This window comes from Bradyrhizobium mercantei (genome assembly GCF_001982635.1).
GTDB lineage: Bacteria > Pseudomonadota > Alphaproteobacteria > Rhizobiales > Xanthobacteraceae > Bradyrhizobium > Bradyrhizobium mercantei.
This window is the reverse complement of record NZ_MKFI01000001.1, coordinates 442,631-460,105: the sequence shown is the minus strand read 5'-3', so window position 1 is coordinate 460,105 and position 17,475 is coordinate 442,631. Positions and strand designations below refer to the sequence as shown.

The window sequence follows — 17,475 nt, the reverse complement described above, 5'->3', positions numbered from 1 at the left end:
TTGTGTTGCCAGAAGCGGAATTCTCGTGCGGATCATTCCTTCAAACGTGTTGTCATCATCGGACCTGGTCGTCGATGCCATCTATGAGGGCGGAAGACAGGGAAACGCAGCCGACGATCCAATCTCTAAAATCCTTGAGGGGGTTGGAAACCAAGGCGGATTTCGCGCCGCCGGGCGCGGGCCGGATAAGAAGTACGTCGTGCTCTACACCAGCGGGGAAGACAAAGACTGGCCCGATACATTGGACTTGAGCACAGGACAATTCATCTACTTTGGTGACAACAAGACACCTGGACACGAACTGCACGAGACGACACGTGGTGGCAATGAACTCTTGCGGCGTGCATTCGAATTCCTGCACGCGTCGCCGCTGATGCGCGCAAAGGTGCCGCCGTTCTTCATTTTCAAGAGATACCCAACTCCCGCCAGTGGCCGGTCTGTACAGTTCAAAGGGTTGGCGGTCCCTGGGTTTCCTGGCTTGCCTTCGACCGCTGACCTGGTCGCGGTTTGGAAGACGACCGAAGGGCAACGTTTTCAAAACTATCGCTCGATTTTTACAGTCTTAGACGCTCCTGTAATCACACGCACCTGGCTACAAGAACTAGCTGCCGGACCTGGTGCAAGTACGGCCGTTTCAGCCCCCGCCGCTTGGCTGGATTGGGTGCGGTCTGGCCGAGCGAAGGCGCTGGCTTCGGAAAGCACTACGATCATTAGGAACGTCGAAGAGCAGCGACCAGACACCCCTGCCAAGACTGCGATCCTGCGCGTCGTCTTTGAATATTTCGAGCAAGCACCGATTGCATTTGAGGCGTTCGCCGCGCGTGTCTTTCAGATGCATGATCCGCGTGTGATTATCGACACCATCACGCGGGGTAGCGTCGACGGTGGTCGCGATGCCATTGGTCGCTATCTCCTCGGCCTTTCGGGCGATCCAGTGTACGCGGAATTTTCGCTTGAGGCGAAGTGCTATCAACCGGGGTTCGACGAAACGACGCCGAATACTGTTGGAGTTCGAGAAGTTTCGCGCTTGATCTCACGAATTCGCCATCGGCAGTTCGGAGTTCTGGTGACTACCTCAGTGATCGCGCGGCAGGCGTATGAAGAGGTTCGCGAAGACCGCCATCCGATCATCTTCTTCAGCGGACGAGACATTGCCGACATTCTTGTCAACAATGGCTTCAACACGCCAGAATTGGTGATGTCTCTTTTGCACACGGAATTTTTGCTGACGGAGACAGCCTGACTTTGTTGGCTAGCGGTTAACGGCACCGAAGACGGAATGGAGGGGTGTGGATATGAAATCATGGAGTGGAATATGGCCGCGTTAGCGGAGGGGTATATTCATCTGAACCCCTACATGGCATCTCGTGCACGGCTCGTAGAGATTGGCGAATTAAGTCAAGCCGCGGCCATTGACATTGCCCAACGGGTTTACGGGGGCAACGTCACGCTTCACGTCAAGATTGAAGAGGGGTCCGCGAAAGCATGGTTCGGGGTTGCAGCGGGTCTCGCCACAGCCATAGGCATGTACCCGAACCTAAGGACTGGTACCATCGCTCTGGTAAACGACGCTCGCGAGTTCGGCGGATACATCAACTCGACTTTCATAGAGAAATCGAAAGCGAAGGAGGAGCAGGTTTTCCGAGTTGAGCGACGCACCAAAACACCGGGTAAAATCGCCCGGGTCATCAAGAGACTGGATGAACTCAACGAAACGCCTGCCAAACCTGAAAAGCGGCGGCTAGAACTGGCAATGGTGAGACAGGAACTCGAAGCGATCGAGAGGGACTTGCAGCAGCAAGAAATCGAGGTACTGCACGCGGGCCTCGTCTACGAAAACCTCCCTCCGCTGCGGCCACAGCCAAATAAGACCGGCGTGCTTGGGCCAACGCTTGGAATGCCTCCGAGGCCGGAGGCTCGACAGATGGGCTTGCCGTATGATCTGACGTTCGACGCGAATGTGCGTTCGGCAGAACCCGCCGGAAGCCCGGTCGTCTACATAAAGACAGTGTTCGTTCCTACTATAGGCATTCGCCTTTCAGAAAATCAGCCCCTTCCTCCTCGCAAACTTGAGCCGCCACTAGAGCACTAACCCGTTGGGCTCCGCACGATGTTGAGTATGTCGGTCTGGTGTGTCTCACAGCCCAGGCAGTTGACCCTTAGGCAGCGGTATCCGGCATTCAGGGCTATGGCGTCGACATCTCTACGCGCGTCCCGGGGCGGCCCGCTCGGTGAGGCGCCGGACCGTGGCGCCGAACCGGTGTTCGCGGGATTTGGTGCCCATGGGCGGTAATATGTCTGCGGCGGTAGCCTATGTGCAAATTATCAATCCGTTGGGGATCGGAACGGCGCTGGGCTACCGGGCGTCGAGGGTGCGTGCATGGACCCGCTGTCAGCAGTTGATCGGGCGCAGGGCTAAGGCTAGGCCAAATCCGAATATCTGTGGACAAGCCACGCGGTCAGAAATGTGGTTTGGCACAGGACTGACACAGCGGACGAACGCAATGCCGATCGCCTCACGTCATAAGCGCGTTACGCGAAAGGCGTTGTTCCTTAGCAGGGGACGTTGCGGCGTTTGACGGCGGTAGACGGGCAGGTAAATCAGCGCGCAGATAGAGACCGTCCCCCGAAGGGCTCTCATGTATTTCAATGGAGAGCCGCGTCATGCACAATCGACTACAAGTCAGCCTCTGGGGGCTGCATCTCACCGCCGATGGTATTGTGGCGATAGCGGCAGCACTGTTGATTGTGCTCGCAGTTGTTGCTGCATCTCGCCTTTAATTTGGGTCGAGCGGCTGATGACTGACACAGGATTTCAATGACGCCGCGCTCTTTTCCGAGAGTGCATTGGCTTTGGTCCCGTCTTGACGAGAACACAAGTTGACCGCCAAATATTCGACAATGACGATTTCACCCCAGATGTGGTCCTTTACTGAAAGGCACCAGCGCATTTTCCAACTGAAGGAGTGCGTTGCAACGAGGGTTGGCTCGCCATGCCACGGTCGGATCGTTCGCGCTCATATCATTCCTCGATCTCAGTTGAGACAGATAGCGCAGCGAGGTCGTGTCATCGCTGTTCCAACATCCCTGACCGCCGTGATGAGGATGCAGCGAAGTCAGTTCGAAGCCAAGGAGATCGGCGTTGGCGAGTTCTCGACGATGAACTGCTTCTGCGCCAACCACGACAAGGCTCTCTTCGCGAGAGTTGAGGACGTGCCGCTGAACTTTTCCTCCGAGCAACTTACATTGCTGCACTATCGAGCCGTTGCCGCTGAGTTCTATCATCGTAGAAACCAACTAGAGTCAGCAGCCTTAGAGCATGATTTGGAGACGGGCGAACCGAATGACCTCAGATTTTCCTGGATTGTCACGTGGAGCGGCAAAGCGTTTCACGAAGCGCATGACGCTCTGAGGCGCACTGAGAAATTGATTGCGGCTCGGCGCTTCAAGGATATCCGCAGCCTTGTCGTACGGTTCGATGCGCCGCCTGATGTGATGACGGCTGGCGCCTTTCGGCCGCAATACGATTTCGCTGCGCGCCGTGTTCAGAACCTTGCCGAAGACTGTTCTTACGTGGCGATGCACTTGCTTGCCGCCAACGGTGCGGCAGCACTGGTTTTTACTTGGCTGCAAACAGATGCCGCAGTAGCGGAGCAATTCGTTGGCTCGTTTGCCGCTCGGCCGAGAGAGCAGATGGCATCGCTCGCTGTCCAATGCGCCTTCGAGCACATCGAGCATACTTGCATGTCAAATACGTGGTGGAGCGATCTGAAGCGCTCGATGCGGGCCGCGCTCCTTGAGCGCGTCAGGCGAGCGAATTCCCTAGCTTACCGGCGCTCACCCCGCTGCCTATCCTACCGCCTGCACTATGCCGACTGGCCCGTCGCGGACATTCGGTGATCATCGTGGATGACGGTCTTGGCAGGGCCAGTCAGGCGACTTGCCTAAAGTCAGACACTTTCCCAATCGGCTTCAGGGCGTAGTCCGCCCAAGCCTGCAAAACTTCACACCGCTTCCGCAATGCGGCGCCGTGCTTGTACGCCTTCTCAGCGGCATCACCCGTAATGTGATGCATGCAGTGCTCCACGATCTCGACTTCAAAGTTGGTTTCCTCCTGCGCCCATGTTCGAAATGTGCCGCGCAGACCATGAACCGTCAGTGTCGGATCACCGGAAAGCTCCTTGAGCCGCTTGAGCATGGTGTTATTGGACATGGGACCAGCGAGGTTGCGGCCAGGGAACACGTAATCGCTGACCCGGCTATCGTGCATTTCGCGCAGGATCGCGACGGCTTGGCGCGGGAGCGGCGTCAGCTTATCGATGTCGTTCTTCGTGCCTTCGCCGCCGTCAGTGTCCTCCGGGATGTCGCTAGCCTTGATCTCCCATAGTCCGGCATCGAGGTCGAGTTGCGACCAACGCATATGCATGATCTCAGCCGAGCGCGCGACGGTCAGGGTGAGAATTTCAATGGCGCGGGCGCTCTGATCTGGGCTTCCGCCGACCTTGCCCATGAAGCCCGGCAAGCTCTGGTGCGAGATGCCCTTGTGATGACCACGGACCCGGCCACGCTTGGGCGCTTTGCCCATCTTGGGGCGCAGCCTGGTGTCGTAGTCGGCTGGATTATCCTTGCGCAGACCGTCTGCGATGGCGGCATCAAAGATCAGCTTGAGGCGTTGTCGAACATCGCGCGCGTTCTCGACCTGATGCTGGATACGGTCAAGCACGAGCTTAATCACGTGATCGGTGACGATTTCATCCATCCGCATCTTATGGAGCGCGACGCAGTGCACATCGACGTTGCGCTTGAGCTTGTTGCGCGAGGCGAGGTGCTTGAGGCTCTTCTCATAGGTGTCACGCCAGGCGGAAGCGTAGGCGCCAAACAACGGGCAAGCCTGTGCCCGGCGCTCTTCGTTTCGGTGCTCCTTGGGGTTGATGCCTTTGGCGAGGAGACGGCGGGCGTCAATCGCTTTGTCTTGGGCTTCCGTAAAAGAAACATCCCGCGCTGACCCGAAGCCCATGCTGTCCTTGAGGCCGTTCCGTTGAAAACGAAACAGCCAACGACGAGCGCCAGACGGCGCCACTATGAGATACAGATTATTGCCGCAGGGATAATCGCCACCCGGAACGGTGAGGTAGTTCTTGGCCGAAATAACGTGTCGAGAAGCGCCCATGCCGGTGAACCCCCGCGCGGCCGTTCGGCGCCGATCGCGGCGTTCTCCGAACCCACATTCTCTATATAAAGGAGCTTCTAACTCGGCGCGAGTGGTGGTTGGAGGGGTAATCGAGCTCGCGAATGGCCGCGAACGAAAACGCACGAATTCGATGATCTGCGGACGGTAAATTACTGTGAATAATACTGTTTTTGATTTATTGGCGAATGATCGCGAACGCTGATGAACGATTATGAACTTCGAATTGGCGCGCTCGGAGAGATTCGAACTCCCGACCCTCGGAATCGAAATCCGATGCTCTATCCAGCTGAGCTACGAGCGCGTTGCGGGTCGATTACCAGACTTGGTCAGCCGGGGCCAGCCGGGACGGCGCGGCGTCCGCGTGTCCCGCAGGCCGTCCGAGGACCTCAGAAGCAGGGGTGCCGGCGGCGGTCCTGGCCGATATAGGCGGCCGAGCTCTGGTAGCACTTGTTGTTCGTGGGGCCGTCGTAAAAGGCGAAGCTGCCGGCGGTCGGGCCGGGGCCGTAATTGTGCAGATAGCTGATGTGGTAGGGCAGGCCCCAATAAGCGTGCCGGTGGTGGTGATGCCGGTGGTGCGGAGTGGCCGTAAGGTCGGCCGCCGCGGCCGGGACAGCCAAGGAAACTGTCAGGGAAACGGTCAAGGCGAGGGCGGCGAAAAGCTTGGTCTTGGTCATTGGCGGCCTCCGGGCATCACGCTGGAATCGGCCTCATTGGCCGGTCCCAGCCTCATTTAACCCGGAATTCGGTCAAAAGCTGCGGGAAATCGGCCACAGCGCGCCAAATTCTGCCTTTTTGCGGATGCTTAACGGATTGCCAACACAGTCCGGCCAGAGTCTTGCGGTCAGGTCCGGCCGGGCCGTCTTTCCCTTGGTTTTGAACATTTCATGCGCATCACGCTCCTTGCCGCCTTGCTGCTCTCGGTTCTGGCTGCGACGCCCGCGCGGGCCGTGCTGCACATCACGCGCGACCATGGCGGCTATGTCGAGGAGTACAAGGCCAAGTACAAGCTGATCCGCGACCGCCGCGAGCGCGTCGTGATCGACGGCATCTGCAACTCGGCCTGCACGCTGGTGTTCGGCATCGTGCCGCTGAACAAGATCTGCGTGACGCCGAAGGCCAGCATCGGCTTCCACCAGGCCTATTACGACAAGGCGTTCACCTTCGGCATCAAGGTCACCAGCCTCGAGGGCACCTCCGACCTGATGTCCTACTACCCCGATACGGTGAAGGACTGGATCCGCCGCAATGGCGGGCTCACCACCGAGATGAAGAAGATCAAGAACGGCGTCGATCTCTGGAAGATCGTCGATCCCTGTCCGGACGAGTGGTAGGGCGCCCGTTCCGCCACGCTCCCGCACGTCAGGTTTTCGGCCTGACATCGCCATCCGACACCAGCAGCACCGACGCTTTCGACTTGCCGAGCACGGCGGTCGCGACGCTGCCGAAATTCAGGCTGTCGCCCTGGATACGGTCGACGCCCATCACCACGAGGTCGGCGCGACTTGACGATATCTCCTGCAGGATCGCGGCCTCGGGGGCGGTGCTGGCGCGCAGCCGCGTCGCGACATTGATGTCGTAGCGAGCGGCGGTCGCCGCGATGTCCTTCAGGATCGCTTCCTCTGATGCCAGCGACATGCTCGGGCTCGCGCGGCGGGCGCCCTTGTCGCGCGTGGTCGAGACATAGACCACCTGGAGCGGCTCGGCACTGAGGCGAGCCAGCACGATCGCGACCTCGGCGCCGCGCCGCGAAACGTTGCTGCCCGACACCGGCACCAGGATTTTCCGCGCGTTGGCCGTCGGCTCCTTCTCGTGCGCGCCCTTGGCGGCGGCGATCGCCAGCGGGCCGCCGAAGCCGGAGGTCAGCTCGTCGATCCGCCTGTCGAAGCCGCCATCGGGACCGGCGACCTCGTCCACACCGACCACGAGCAGGTCAAAGCCCTTTTTGGCTTCCTCGGCGATCGCCTCCGGCGCGGTCTCCTCGCTGATACGGCTGATGACCTCGACATTGCCGCCGCCATCGGCCTCGGCCTTGGCGCTCACCTTCGCTGCATTGATGACCGCAGCCTCCGGGCTCTCCGCGTCGGCGCGGTTCTGCTCCTGCCGCTTGGCCTCGGCGTCGACATGCAGCACCGTGATCGGCAGGCCGCGCCCGCCGGCGAGCAGGCCTGCGAGATGGGCGGCGAATTTCGCGTTGCTGCTCTCGTCGACCGCGAGCAGCAGCCGCTCGAGATTGGCGACGAAGCCGCGCTGCTCATATTCCTCGCGCTCCAGCCGTTCCTTCTCGTCCTTGCCGAGCGGCAGCCGCGCCAGCGCGCCGCGCAGCATCGGCGGCATCGCCATCGTGGTCAGGATCGCCATGGTCACGATCATCGAGAACATGGTCTGGCTCAGCACCCCCATCGACAGGCCGATGGTGGCGATGATCACCTCGGTCGAGCCGCGCGCGTTCATGCCGCTCGCCAGCGCGTAGGATTCCTGCCGCGTCAGCCCGCCCAGCGCGCCGCCGACGAAGGCGCCGCCGAACTTGCCGATGCTCGCGATCAGGATCAGCGCTCCGGTCAGCAGCAAGAGTTGCGGATCCCTGAGCACGGTGAGGTCGGCGCTGAGGCCAGCGAGGCCGAAGAACACCGGCATGAACAGGCTCGAGATCAGTCCACGCAGCCGCTCGTCGATCTGTCTGGTCAGGATCGGGGATTCCCCGACCAGCACGCCGGCGATGAAGGCGCCGAGCACGGTATGCACGCCGATCAGATGCGTGATGCCAGCCATCACGCTCATCAGCAGCAGGATCGCGGTGATGACAGCCGCCGATGAGACCAGATTGTCGTTGGCCCAGCGGATCAGCCGGAACACCAGCCGGCGGCCGATCGTGAAGCTGATCGCGAGGAAGGCGAGGGTGCCGAACAGCGCCTGCGCGATCGAGAGGACGTCGAGGGTGCCGCGCGTGGCGAGGCTGAAGATGATTGCGATGATGATCCAGCCGATGGTGTCGTCGATGATCGCGGAGGCGACGATGATCTGGCCGACATTGCGGCGCATGAAGTTCATCTCGCGCACCACGACGGCGACGATCTTCACCGACGAGATCGAGAGCGCGGTGCCGAGGAACAGCGAGGCGATCAGCCGCGCTTCGGGATGCGGCAACAGGCGGTCAGGCAGGAACTCGCCGAGCGCAAAGCCGCAGACGAACGGCACCGCGATGCCCGCGACCGAGATCGTGGTTGCGGCGCGGCCGACCTTGCGCACCAGCTTGAGGTCGGTCTCCATGCCGGTCAGGAGCAGCAATAGCAGGATGCCGAACTGCGCGATGCCGTCGATCAGCGCTTTCTGCTCACCGGACGGTGGAAAGACCACGTCATGCGCAGCCGGCAACAGCCAGCCGAACAGTGACGGGCCGAGCAGCAGGCCGCCGAGCAGTTCGCCGATCACGGAGGGCTGGCCGATCCGCTGCATCAGCTCGCCGAGGCCGCGCCCGACCGCGATCAGGAGGGCGATCTGGGCGAGCAGGATGAACTCGGACGGCTTGCCCGCCTTGTCGGCTTCGGCACTGGCGGCCGTGGCGGTCGCAACCAGGATGATGACCGCCCAGATCGTCGGTTGAAGCCGCCGCCTGTGGATCACCATTGCGTCTCCGATTGCAAATTCCAGCGCGGCCCGGCGCGCTTGCCGCGCCGCATGCGATCAACGCCCGGGTTCCAAAAGCGATCCACAAGGGGCAGATTTTGGAACCGGGGGCGCCCGCCATACGTTTTGCTCATGAGGCGTTCATCCTCATGATGCGATTGTCTCCAGGCGAGACTGACATGAGCGAGCCTGACCGCCGCAGCGGCTACGTCATGGCTCCCCCTCGGCTCGCGGGCACAGGAGGCCGCGATGGCAACCAGATCCAATCTTTCGAAGGCCGAACTCGCGCGCAGCGTTGCCGGCGCAACGTCAGCGCTGGTGCTGAGCGCGCTCGCTGTGTTCGTCGCCGCCCATCATCTGAGCGGCGGCTAGGGCCGCGCGCGTGCAGCGTTCATTGGCCGCGTCCCGATGCGCGATGGCAGGTTTCGCGCAGTCGCGGGCCGGTGGCGTGTCAATCAGGAGAGCAAAAAGGTCCCGATCAAGAGACCGGCTGCAAATGCCCACAGTCCCAAGGTGCATGCCGATATGACCCGGATGAAATTGCGGAGATCCACATCCGGCGAGCGGGATTGATCTGTCAATTGCAGGCACCCCCTGCGGTGGCCGCCTTTGCGCTCGGCGAGGCAGCCTGTTCCTCATAGGTGCCCAAATCAAGGCGACGGACGGTCCGGCGGCATCACGCATTTGCGAGGTGCGTGCCGGTCAAGTCACCCGGCGTTTGGGGCCGCGAGCACGGGCTGAGGGGCTCTTCGCGCTCCGGCCTATCTCGAACGAGACGTCTGCCGCGCTTCGCGCGGTGTCTCGGTTTCACCGTTACCCGTGCTCTCCGGTTGTACGACTTCGAACCTGGACTGGCTGAACCGGCCCAATCCGCTGAGCTCATAATAATCGTCGCGTTCGTGAGTCCGTGTCACCTCGTAGACTCGCCCCACCGAGAGCGTGTTTCGCTGCAACGTGTTGTCGATGCAGCGAACGCGGAAAATCGTGCCGGTTTCGACCATGCGCTCATCCTGAATTGTTGGTCTTGTTGGCGTTACCTATCGCGCGATGTCGCGATCGCAACCGGTATCCCTGCGATGGGCCGATCACGATATTTCGTTCGGCAATTTCCACTCACGCGCGGGTTCGCAGACTTCGCTGTCGCACGGAATCCGCTTCATGTGATAGCCGGCAGGAAGCAGCTGGCCCGGCGCCTCGTGCGCGACCGGTACATCGAAGATCAGCCCGCAAATCAACGCATGTTCCCAGGCTTGCTTCTCCGTCGGAAACGCCTGGTCGATTTGATTGTCACGATCGAACAACGCGTAGGGCATCTCTCGTCCCTGAGCATCGGCTGGGCGCGGGCGGTCTGGATCCGGCGCGCCCGATAGCCTGAAAACGTCTCTGCCAGGCGAGCGTTCCTAGCTTCCGAGGCTTCACTTCCAAGGCTTCACTTGCAAGGCTTCACTTGCAAGGCTTCACTTGCAAGGCTTCACTTGCAAGGCTTCCCGCCTGTTCGCCGCGTTGGGGCCTGCGGTTTGCCTTATGCCGGCGCATGTCCTATCAGATTGGCTTTCGAAGGACGCGAGCAAGGCTTGATCGATTCCTATCAGCTCCATGCGACGAAGGCGCGCTCCCCGAGGCAAGAGGGCGGCGGCGGGCAAGGCCCCGGGAAGACCTCGTTCAGCATATCGGCCAACGCGCGGATCGTGATTGGATCGGCGCTTTTTGCGTTGGTGTCGAGCGCATTCCTCTATCTGCTTCCGGCGAGCCCGATCGACAGGAACCTGCTCCGCGGCAGCTTCTACTATTTCAAGGGACATGCGTTCCAGATTCCGGTCAAGTATCTGGACGGCGAGCTCAACGCTGCTCGATTGTATGAAGATGACAAGCTGCTCGGTCCGGCAAACAGCGACCGGCAGGAGATCGTCACCAAGGGCGGCGGCCGCTTCCAGGTCTTTCGGGACAACACCAGCTTTTTCGGCCCGGTCTTGCTGCTCTCGACGAGCGACAACAGCAATCCGAATACCAACGGCAGAAAATATCACCTCAGGTGACGATCTGAAGCTGCACGGCATCGGCGAGAGGGCGTGGGCCCGTCGATGAGAGCCAGTGCGAGACGCAATCTCGTGGAGGGGTCCTTTCCCCACGCCGCGGACCGCAGTCATCCGAAAGGATGATCAATTCGGCTGTGCACGGAGCGCGCGGGTGGTTTATTTCCGTTTTGTAACGGACTATACAGGCGGTTGCCTAAATAATGTGCAGCCACTTGAAGTATAGCTGATGTGACTTCCTTTCTCCTTCCGTTTGCATGCCTCCTGCTGCTCATCCTGTGTTCGCGGTTTGCCTATGGCGTCGGCTTTCACGCGGGCCGCGAACAGGGAATGTCGGATGTCTATCATCTCGTAACGATGGACAAGGCGCGCCCCTCATTGAAAGGGGTCCAGGACAATATCAGCGGATCCGTCGCGATCGGCTCAACCATCTTTGCGTTCGCTGCCAGCGCATTTCTTTTCCTGCTGCCCGCACAGCCGATCGACCGCTCGCTTCATGGCGAGTTCCGTCGTTGGCAGGGCAATGCCTACGTGATTGTGGTCAAATACCCGCTGAACCGCCTGCGCGAGGCGCGGCTTTATGAAGACGACAAGCTTCTCGGTCCGGCAAACAGCGACCCGCAGAAGATCTGGGCGCAAGGCAGCGGCCTGTATCGGCTCTACAAGGAGGCCGACGAACTCGCGCCGATCCTGATGTTTTCCGCAAGCGACAACACCGATCCCAACACGAACGGCAGAAAGTATCGCCTGGAGTGACGATCTCGGCCCGGCCGAATGGGTGCTTACTGCAAGATCAATGCAGCAATCCTGTGCTTACCCTGCCGTCACCCGGTCGAGCATCCGGCGCGCGCGGCGCATCACGCCGGCTGCCACGCGCCGCGGCGTGTAACGACTGGTCGCCACTTGCAGTGCAATAGGGGGAGCCTCATCGAGTTGCTGATCGCCGATGTGGAAGGTGCCTCCGTCGCCGACGGTAGCGTCCCATTTGGTGGAGACGCCGATGCTGAACGTGCCGTCCGGTAGCGAGACCTCGCAGCGGCCATCCTTGATGGGCCCCCAGTAACTGACGCCGTCGGTCGCCCCTTGCGGGAAGATGTAAGCGACCAGTGGCGCCGCGCCATGCGCGGCCACCGCGCGCACCATCAGTTCATCGGGAATATCCAGCGTCACGCGTCTATGCGGGACATCGGCCAGATCGAACGGGATTTGCGCGCGCAATACCTCGAACAGCCCGCGCCATGTCTCCTGCGTCTCCTCCGGAACGATCTGCGCGTGCCAGACCGCGGCGAGCGACGGGAAATAGCTGTCGAGTTCGGCTTTGGCAGCGTCGATCGCATCTGCCCAGCCGGCCATATCCCTGGCGGGATCATTGAAGCAGCGCAACGATTCGTCCGGCGGCTTGGTGATGACGGGCGACATGCCGAATTGCAGGATCTCGTCGCGTGCAAACCGCACCAGGTTCGGCAAGTCGAGAATGTTGGATTTCATCACGCACATCGAAATCCCGATATTCGCCTTGGGCGACGGCGCAGCTTTCACCACCTCCTTGAGCAGGCGAATGTTGGCGCGCACCTCGTCGAATTTCGCCCCGACGCGGACGCGCTCGTAGGCCTCTCCCGTGCCGTCGAGCGACACGTTGATGGTCATGTTCTTGAATCGCCGAAGGCCGGTGAGCACCGGCTCGGTGACGATGGTAGCGTTTGTCGAGGTGCCGAAGTCGAGATAGGGGTTTTTCCTGGTGTCGAAATTCGCCAGGAACCGTCGCCAGATCGGCAACAGAAACGGCTCGCCGCCACCGGCGATCAGCCGCACCAGATATGGCGCGAGGCGTTCGATCTCATCGGCTGCGTCGGCACGCTTGATTTCGGCGTCGCGCGTCGATTCCTGATAGCAGTGGGTGCAGCGGATGTTGCAGCGATGCGACGGCGTGTAGGAAATGATGGTCGGCTTTGCCTCGAGCACCGTCGCGCCGCGGGCGATCTCATCCTTGAGCACCGCGATGTTGCGGCCGTGCGGCGTCTCGGTATCGTCATCGGCGTCGCTGTCGTAGTCGAACCCGAGGCTCATGCCCTGCCTGACGGCGTGGCACTTGGCGCAGCCGGCCGCGGCGAGGTCGCCGCGTGCCATGCCGGCGCGAAGTTTCTGGTACGCAGGGCCGTTCCAGATTTCCTCGATCGACTGCTCTTTGACGTTCCCGACTGGACTGTTCAAGTTCTCATACGCGCCCCAATAGCAACACGGCGCAGCAGCTCCGGTACTGTCAATGATCATCTGTTGCCAAGGGATATGGCAGCGCGGCGTTATTGTGTTGTTCTCGGCCATTCTCAACCCAAGTTAAGCGATGTCCCTCCGACGCGGGCTGCAAGCAGCTGCGACCGCTCATCGGCTGTTTGCACATGTGCGTTGACTGGAGGGCGAATTGCCGCACTCGGTCGTTGAGCACGGATACGTCGATTTCTTCAGTTGCCTTGTTAGTTGTCTGGCGCAACTCGTTCCGGCGTCGTTTGTTCCTCGCCTTGTTTCTTGTGGGCGCAAGAGTGGCGGACGATCGTGGCGATCTTGGGGGAGCGTGCGTCTTGAATTCGGCAGGGAACAATCGAGCAATCAAACAGCGGCCTGGGAAAGAATTTCCCATCTGTATTGTTTCGCAACACGACGCGATTGTTGCTGAGGTCGCGTAGCGCCCGGCCGGTCACATGAAGCCCGGGTTGCGCGGCAGATACTGGCCCCAATCGCCGAACTCTCGCGACGACATCAACAGCATCGGACATTTGATCCGCATGCCGTGTGCCATCGCGGTATCAAGCGCCGCCTTGCTCGCACCCGGCAGGAATGCCGATATCCGTGGCGCGCCGCGCTCGGCCGCCAGGTGCAGCGCGGTTCTCAAGGCGGGGGCGACGGCGTCGGGTTCCATCACTGCGAGCGGGCCGATATGACCGCCGGCGTCGACATAGACGTAGCCGGCCCAATCGTTCCCGTCGTGCAGATTGAATCCAGTCGCCGCGCCGTCATCGATCAGATAGCGATGATGCTTTTCGCGCGAGACACCGAGGGTCCGCTCGTCCGCCTGCGCGAGGCGGTGCAAGGTCGAAGCCTCCGCCCTGAGCGGCGTGACGTCGTATCGCGCGCCGTGCAAATGATCGATCAATCGTTCGCGCGGTGCACTGACGGTGTAGATCGGAAATCGCGGCAGCAATCCGTGACGGATGTAGAGTCCCTGCGACGCCGTGTTGAAGCTGAAGGTGATGAGCACCTTGTTGGACGCGCCCGATGCCTCAGCGTGCGCGATGGTCCGCTTGATCAGTTCGTTGCCGATGCGTCGGCCCTGCTGATCGGGCGATACGAACAGCTGCGCCAGAAACCACATGTCGCCGCAGACCCAGCTCCAGGCGAAGCCGAGGATCCGCTCGTTCTCCTCCGCAACCCAGAGGCCGTCGGGATCGTCCTTCATCGAGAACAACTGAAATTTTGGAGGAGACGAAACCGCCATCGGGCCGAAGCCGTGCCGTTCCGTGAGATCGTTGATGCTGGAGACCACGAGGGCGTCGGCGAACTCCAGATCCTCTGCGCGGGCCGGCCTGCAAACCACTGACATCAGGCAACTCCGTTGGTGGCCGGATAATTTTCAGAACCTCATCGTGCCGGGATCGAGCCCCAGCGCCAGGCGGCCGGCGATGATGTAATTGTTCGGGCTCATCGCGATGTGCTTCGCGGCGGCGCGCGCATCGCGGCCCGCGCGCTCGATGGCGCAGGTCTCGAAGATGGCGGCGGCGCCCGCGCTCGCGGCCAGTTCATCGGTGATGGACATGGCGGTCTCGGCTCCATATGCGTTGGCGATCCGGACGTCCGCGCGCGCCGCAACCAGCCGGTCGCCGCCGGTCTCGGCCGCGGCCATCAACTCCGTCATGGCATCGATGATGAAGGCGCGGGCGGCGCGAAGCGTGGCTCTTGCCCGTCCGAGCGTTGCCTGGACGGTTTCGTGATCGCGTAGCACGGAGCGGGTGCCTTGACGGCCTTTCCGGCTGGCGAGCTCCGCGAACGCGGTCATGGCGCCGGAGGCGATGCCGAGCGGCACCCCGCAGATGCTCCACGCAAACACCGATGATGGCGGCAGGCGATAGAGCAGTCCGGGCTGGGTCGGTCGCAGCCCGATGAACGGATGGGCGTGAGCGGCGGGCATGAAGATATCCCGTGCCTCGAAATCGCAGCTTCCGCTGCCGCGCAAGCCGGACACATGCCAGTTGTCGTGGATGGTCACGTCAGCCCGATCGGGATAGCAGCAGAGCAGCGGCGAATCCGGATCCCCGGGCGCGACGCTGGCCAGCACCATGAAGCGCGTCGCATGATGCGCGCCGCTCCCGAATGGCCAGCGCCCGGACAGGCGATAGCCGCCCGCGACGGCGGTCGCGGTGCCGACCGCTCCGGTCGAACTCGCGACAAAAGCGCGCGGGTCGGCGAACCACTCGCGCACGACGGTCTCATCGAGATAGCCGCCGATCCGGCTCATGCCGCCGCCGTTGCCGACCAGCCAGCCGACGGAGCCGTCGAGCGCGGAGGCGGCTTCGACGACGCGCATGAAGTCGACGGGAGACAATTCGGGTCCGCCGAGCGCGCGCGGCAGCCAGAGCCGGAACAGGCCGGCATCGGCCAGCGCGGCGAAAACCGCGTCCGGCAACCTCCGTCTGCTATCGAACGCGGCGCGTTGCGCAGCGATGAGCGGGGCCAGCGCCTCGACGGCCTCGAGCACGCGGCAAAGCTCGGCCGGGGCCCCGGCCTTCACCACCGGACCGGAACGCGCCGTCGGACCGCCCGCTTCCGTCGCATGACCTGGATCGCGCATCGGGCTCTCCTCGAAGTTCTGTACTGCCGCAGCATGATCGCGGGCTTCTCCGAGGTCCTGAATCCGTTCCGAAAAAGTTGGGAAAAATGTAGTCTTCCGGCCATGGCGACGATCCACGAATTCGGGCCCTACCGCCTCGATGCCGAGGCCGAGATGCTGTTCCACGAGGCCGAACCGGTCGCGCTCGGACGGCGCGCGGTGGTGCTGCTCCGGCTGCTGGTCGAGCGAGCGGGGACGCCGGTTTCCAAGGACGCGTTGATGCAGGCGGCGTGGCCGGGGCTTGCGATCGAGGAGAGCAATCTGACGGTGCAGATCGCCGCCCTGCGTCGGGTCTTTGCCGGCGTCGACGGCGGCGCGACCTGGATCGAGACGCTGCCGCGCCGTGGCTACCGTTATGTCGGGCCGCCGCTCGCCGCCGATTCCGGAGCAGGGCTGCCGATCGTGCCGGCACCGGCAGTGTCCGACAGGCCGTCGCTCGCGGTGCTACCGTTTCTGAATCTGAGCGGCGATCCCGGGCAGGATTATTTCTCCGACGGGATCACCGGCGACATCATCGCCGAACTGTCGCGGTTCAGGTCGCTGTTCGTCGTCGCCCGCCATTCGAGCTTCGCCTACAAGGGGAAGACGTCCGAGATCAAGCGGATCGGCCGCGAGCTCGGTGTCAGGTACGTCGCCGAGGGGAGCGTGCGCAAGGTCGGCGACCGGGTGCGGGTGACCGTCCAGCTGCTCGATGCCGCAACCGGTTACAGTCTCTGGACCGCGCGCTACGACCGCGACCTGGAAGACATCTTCACCCTGCAGGATGAGATCGTCCGGGCGATCGTGGCCGCCCTGCCGGGCCGCCTGGAGGACGCCGGCCGCGAGATCGCCAGGCGCAAGCCGACCTCCAGCATTACCGCCTATGACCTGGTTCTGCTCGGAAACGAGCGATGGCGTCAATTGACCGTGAAGGACATGGCGCAGGCGAGGGCGTATTTTCGCAGCGCCGTCGCGCTCGACCCGCAATATGCCCGCGCCCATGTCAACATCGCCTGGACCATCGTCTGCGATGTGTTTCTGGAATCGCCGACCACCGCGACGGTGGGCGAGGCGTTTCGCGAGATCGAGACCGCGCTCGACATCGATGACGGCGACGCCTGGTCTCATGGCGTGTTCGCGCAGCTGCTGTTTCTGTCGAAAGAGGACGCCAGGGCGGAAATCCATTTCGGCCGGGCGCTGGCGCTCAATCCAAACGATGCCGACGTGGCGGCGGTGTTCGCCAACATCCTGGTCTACTGGGGGCGCTGGCGCGAGGCACTGATATGGATCGGGACGGCGAAGCGGCTCAATCCCTTTCCGCCCAATCTGTACCACTGGTATCACGCGCTCGCGCTTTATTCCGGGCGTGAGTACGAGCAGGCGATCAAGGCATTGCTGGAGGCGCGGTCGTTCGATCGATGGTCGCACGGGCTCCTTGCGGCCTGCCATGCCCAGACGGGGCGGCTCGCCGAGGCGCGGTCCGAGGTAGACGCATTCGTTCGCGAACGATGCCGCGAACTGAATGCCAATGGCAAATCCGCACCCGCAAAAACCCTCGACCTCGCGCGGGTGAGGGCCGAACGCTATCGCGATCCCGGTGACCGCGAACATTTCCTCGACGGATTGCGCAAGGCCGGTCTCACCGGTTGACCGCGTACAGCCGGACTGTTTCGAAATCCAAAGCTCAGACGGTTCTTGTCGCGAGAACGCGAACGTTTGACTCATAGATCGGATAACAGACTCGCTGTCGTCCCAGCGGAAGCAGGGAC

The 17,475-nt window shown here is 62.0% G+C and carries 18 protein-coding genes and 1 tRNA gene; 7 read left to right on the top strand and 12 right to left on the bottom strand.

The annotated features are described in order from the left end of the window. Positions 1 to 25: 25 nt before the first annotated feature. Together BI327_RS02215 and BI327_RS02210 are read left to right on the top strand one after the other, a co-directional pair. Positions 26 to 1,243, top strand: a complete 1,218-nt coding sequence (locus BI327_RS02215; protein WP_076858174.1) for a restriction endonuclease — start codon at positions 26 to 28, stop codon at positions 1,241 to 1,243. Between the two features lie 60 nt (positions 1,244 to 1,303). After that, a complete protein-coding gene (locus tag BI327_RS02210; RefSeq protein ID WP_076858173.1) occupies positions 1,304 to 2,092 on the top strand; it encodes a hypothetical protein in 789 nt (262 codons plus the stop codon). Positions 2,093 to 2,910: 818 nt separating this feature from the next. Here BI327_RS02210 and BI327_RS42190 read toward each other — a convergent pair. The 6 genes from BI327_RS42190 to BI327_RS43485 all read right to left on the bottom strand — a co-directional run bounded on the left by BI327_RS42190 (position 2,911) and on the right by BI327_RS43485 (position 6,072). Continuing rightward, complete coding sequence (locus BI327_RS42190; protein ID WP_159450394.1) at positions 2,911 to 3,285, bottom strand: hypothetical protein; 375 nt, start codon at positions 3,283 to 3,285, stop codon at positions 2,911 to 2,913. A gap of 27 nt (positions 3,286 to 3,312) precedes the next feature. Beyond that, the gene (locus BI327_RS42185) at positions 3,313 to 3,738 is read right to left on the bottom strand and encodes a hypothetical protein (RefSeq protein WP_159450393.1); all 426 of its coding nucleotides are present in this window, start codon (positions 3,736 to 3,738) and stop codon (positions 3,313 to 3,315) included. Positions 3,739 to 3,931: 193 nt separating this feature from the next. Continuing rightward, the gene (locus tag BI327_RS02200; protein WP_076858171.1) at positions 3,932 to 5,170 is read right to left on the bottom strand and encodes a tyrosine-type recombinase/integrase; all 1,239 of its coding nucleotides are present in this window, start codon (positions 5,168 to 5,170) and stop codon (positions 3,932 to 3,934) included. Positions 5,171 to 5,415: 245 nt separating this feature from the next. Then, positions 5,416 to 5,492, bottom strand: a tRNA-Arg gene (locus tag BI327_RS02195). 85 nt (positions 5,493 to 5,577) lie between these two features. Beyond that, entirely contained in the window at positions 5,578 to 5,865 is a 288-nt protein-coding gene (locus BI327_RS02190) for a hypothetical protein (RefSeq protein ID WP_076858170.1), read from the bottom strand. A gap of 72 nt (positions 5,866 to 5,937) precedes the next feature. Beyond that, the gene (locus tag BI327_RS43485; RefSeq protein ID WP_283807764.1) at positions 5,938 to 6,072 is read right to left on the bottom strand and encodes a hypothetical protein; all 135 of its coding nucleotides are present in this window, start codon (positions 6,070 to 6,072) and stop codon (positions 5,938 to 5,940) included. 3 nt (positions 6,073 to 6,075) lie between these two features. Here BI327_RS43485 and BI327_RS02185 point away from each other — a divergent pair, with 3 nt between their 5' ends. Then, a complete protein-coding gene (locus tag BI327_RS02185) occupies positions 6,076 to 6,522 on the top strand; it encodes a hypothetical protein (protein WP_076858169.1) in 447 nt (148 codons plus the stop codon). Between the two features lie 28 nt (positions 6,523 to 6,550). On the opposite strand, the gene BI327_RS02180 is transcribed toward BI327_RS02185, so the two are convergent. After that, on the bottom strand, positions 6,551 to 8,815 hold the full coding sequence (locus BI327_RS02180) for a cation:proton antiporter domain-containing protein (RefSeq protein WP_076858168.1): 2,265 nt from the start codon (positions 8,813 to 8,815) through the stop codon (positions 6,551 to 6,553). 249 nt (positions 8,816 to 9,064) lie between these two features. Between BI327_RS02180 and BI327_RS43480 the strand changes: the two genes are divergently transcribed. Further along, complete coding sequence (locus BI327_RS43480) at positions 9,065 to 9,187, top strand: hypothetical protein (RefSeq protein WP_283807763.1); 123 nt, start codon at positions 9,065 to 9,067, stop codon at positions 9,185 to 9,187. 389 nt (positions 9,188 to 9,576) lie between these two features. On the opposite strand, the gene BI327_RS02175 is transcribed toward BI327_RS43480, so the two are convergent. Continuing rightward, complete coding sequence (locus BI327_RS02175; protein ID WP_076858167.1) at positions 9,577 to 9,816, bottom strand: hypothetical protein; 240 nt, start codon at positions 9,814 to 9,816, stop codon at positions 9,577 to 9,579. A gap of 84 nt (positions 9,817 to 9,900) precedes the next feature. Further along, the gene (locus BI327_RS02170) at positions 9,901 to 10,128 is read right to left on the bottom strand and encodes a hypothetical protein (RefSeq protein ID WP_076858166.1); all 228 of its coding nucleotides are present in this window, start codon (positions 10,126 to 10,128) and stop codon (positions 9,901 to 9,903) included. A gap of 162 nt (positions 10,129 to 10,290) precedes the next feature. Between BI327_RS02170 and BI327_RS43025 the strand changes: the two genes are divergently transcribed. Continuing rightward, positions 10,291 to 10,851 (top strand): hypothetical protein, encoded by a 561-nt coding sequence (locus tag BI327_RS43025; RefSeq protein ID WP_245334690.1) that lies wholly within the window; start codon positions 10,291 to 10,293, stop codon positions 10,849 to 10,851. Between the two features lie 228 nt (positions 10,852 to 11,079). Continuing rightward, positions 11,080 to 11,604: a hypothetical protein gene (locus BI327_RS02160; RefSeq protein WP_245334689.1), complete on the top strand. Its 525-nt coding sequence runs from the start codon at positions 11,080 to 11,082 to the stop codon at positions 11,602 to 11,604. A 57-nt stretch (positions 11,605 to 11,661) separates the two neighbouring features. Here BI327_RS02160 and BI327_RS02155 read toward each other — a convergent pair whose 3' ends face one another. The 3 genes from BI327_RS02155 to BI327_RS02145 form a co-directional block, all read right to left on the bottom strand. Then, complete coding sequence (locus tag BI327_RS02155) at positions 11,662 to 13,170, bottom strand: SPASM domain-containing protein (RefSeq protein ID WP_083741884.1); 1,509 nt, start codon at positions 13,168 to 13,170, stop codon at positions 11,662 to 11,664. A 370-nt stretch (positions 13,171 to 13,540) separates the two neighbouring features. After that, a complete protein-coding gene (locus BI327_RS02150; RefSeq protein WP_076858164.1) occupies positions 13,541 to 14,443 on the bottom strand; it encodes a GNAT family N-acetyltransferase in 903 nt (300 codons plus the stop codon). Between the two features lie 30 nt (positions 14,444 to 14,473). Then, positions 14,474 to 15,688 (bottom strand): acyl-CoA dehydrogenase family protein, encoded by a 1,215-nt coding sequence (locus tag BI327_RS02145; protein ID WP_076858163.1) that lies wholly within the window; start codon positions 15,686 to 15,688, stop codon positions 14,474 to 14,476. On the opposite strand from BI327_RS02145, the gene BI327_RS02140 reads away from it, so the two are divergent. Beyond that, positions 15,671 to 17,356 carry a winged helix-turn-helix domain-containing tetratricopeptide repeat protein gene (locus BI327_RS02140; RefSeq protein ID WP_245334688.1) on the top strand — a complete coding sequence of 562 codons (1,686 nt, stop codon included), beginning with the start codon at positions 15,671 to 15,673 and terminating at the stop codon, positions 17,354 to 17,356. The genes BI327_RS02145 and BI327_RS02140 overlap by 18 nt on opposite strands. Positions 17,357 to 17,475: the final 119 nt, after the last annotated feature.

What these genes read in the sequence shown, in the direction of transcription:
- BI327_RS02180 (WP_076858168.1), bottom strand. Translation starts at nt 8,815, where the DNA reads ATGGTGATCCACAGGCGGCGGCTTCAACCGACGATCTGGGCGGTCATC.
- BI327_RS02210 (WP_076858173.1), top strand. Translation starts at nt 1,304, where the DNA reads ATGGAGTGGAATATGGCCGCGTTAGCGGAGGGGTATATTCATCTGAAC.
- BI327_RS43480 (WP_283807763.1), top strand. Translation starts at nt 9,065, where the DNA reads ATGGCAACCAGATCCAATCTTTCGAAGGCCGAACTCGCGCGCAGCGTT.
- BI327_RS02200 (WP_076858171.1), bottom strand. Translation starts at nt 5,170, where the DNA reads ATGGGCGCTTCTCGACACGTTATTTCGGCCAAGAACTACCTCACCGTT.
- BI327_RS42190 (WP_159450394.1), bottom strand. Translation starts at nt 3,285, where the DNA reads ATGATAGAACTCAGCGGCAACGGCTCGATAGTGCAGCAATGTAAGTTG.
- BI327_RS02145 (WP_076858163.1), bottom strand. Translation starts at nt 15,688, where the DNA reads ATGCGCGATCCAGGTCATGCGACGGAAGCGGGCGGTCCGACGGCGCGT.
- BI327_RS42185 (WP_159450393.1), bottom strand. Translation starts at nt 3,738, where the DNA reads ATGCTCGATGTGCTCGAAGGCGCATTGGACAGCGAGCGATGCCATCTG.
- BI327_RS02150 (WP_076858164.1), bottom strand. Translation starts at nt 14,443, where the DNA reads ATGTCAGTGGTTTGCAGGCCGGCCCGCGCAGAGGATCTGGAGTTCGCC.
- BI327_RS02170 (WP_076858166.1), bottom strand. Translation starts at nt 10,128, where the DNA reads ATGCCCTACGCGTTGTTCGATCGTGACAATCAAATCGACCAGGCGTTT.
- BI327_RS02185 (WP_076858169.1), top strand. Translation starts at nt 6,076, where the DNA reads ATGCGCATCACGCTCCTTGCCGCCTTGCTGCTCTCGGTTCTGGCTGCG.
- BI327_RS02140 (WP_245334688.1), top strand. Translation starts at nt 15,671, where the DNA reads ATGACCTGGATCGCGCATCGGGCTCTCCTCGAAGTTCTGTACTGCCGC.
- BI327_RS02175 (WP_076858167.1), bottom strand. Translation starts at nt 9,816, where the DNA reads ATGGTCGAAACCGGCACGATTTTCCGCGTTCGCTGCATCGACAACACG.
- BI327_RS43485 (WP_283807764.1), bottom strand. Translation starts at nt 6,072, where the DNA reads ATGTTCAAAACCAAGGGAAAGACGGCCCGGCCGGACCTGACCGCAAGA.
- BI327_RS02155 (WP_083741884.1), bottom strand. Translation starts at nt 13,170, where the DNA reads ATGGCCGAGAACAACACAATAACGCCGCGCTGCCATATCCCTTGGCAA.
- BI327_RS02190 (WP_076858170.1), bottom strand. Translation starts at nt 5,865, where the DNA reads ATGACCAAGACCAAGCTTTTCGCCGCCCTCGCCTTGACCGTTTCCCTG.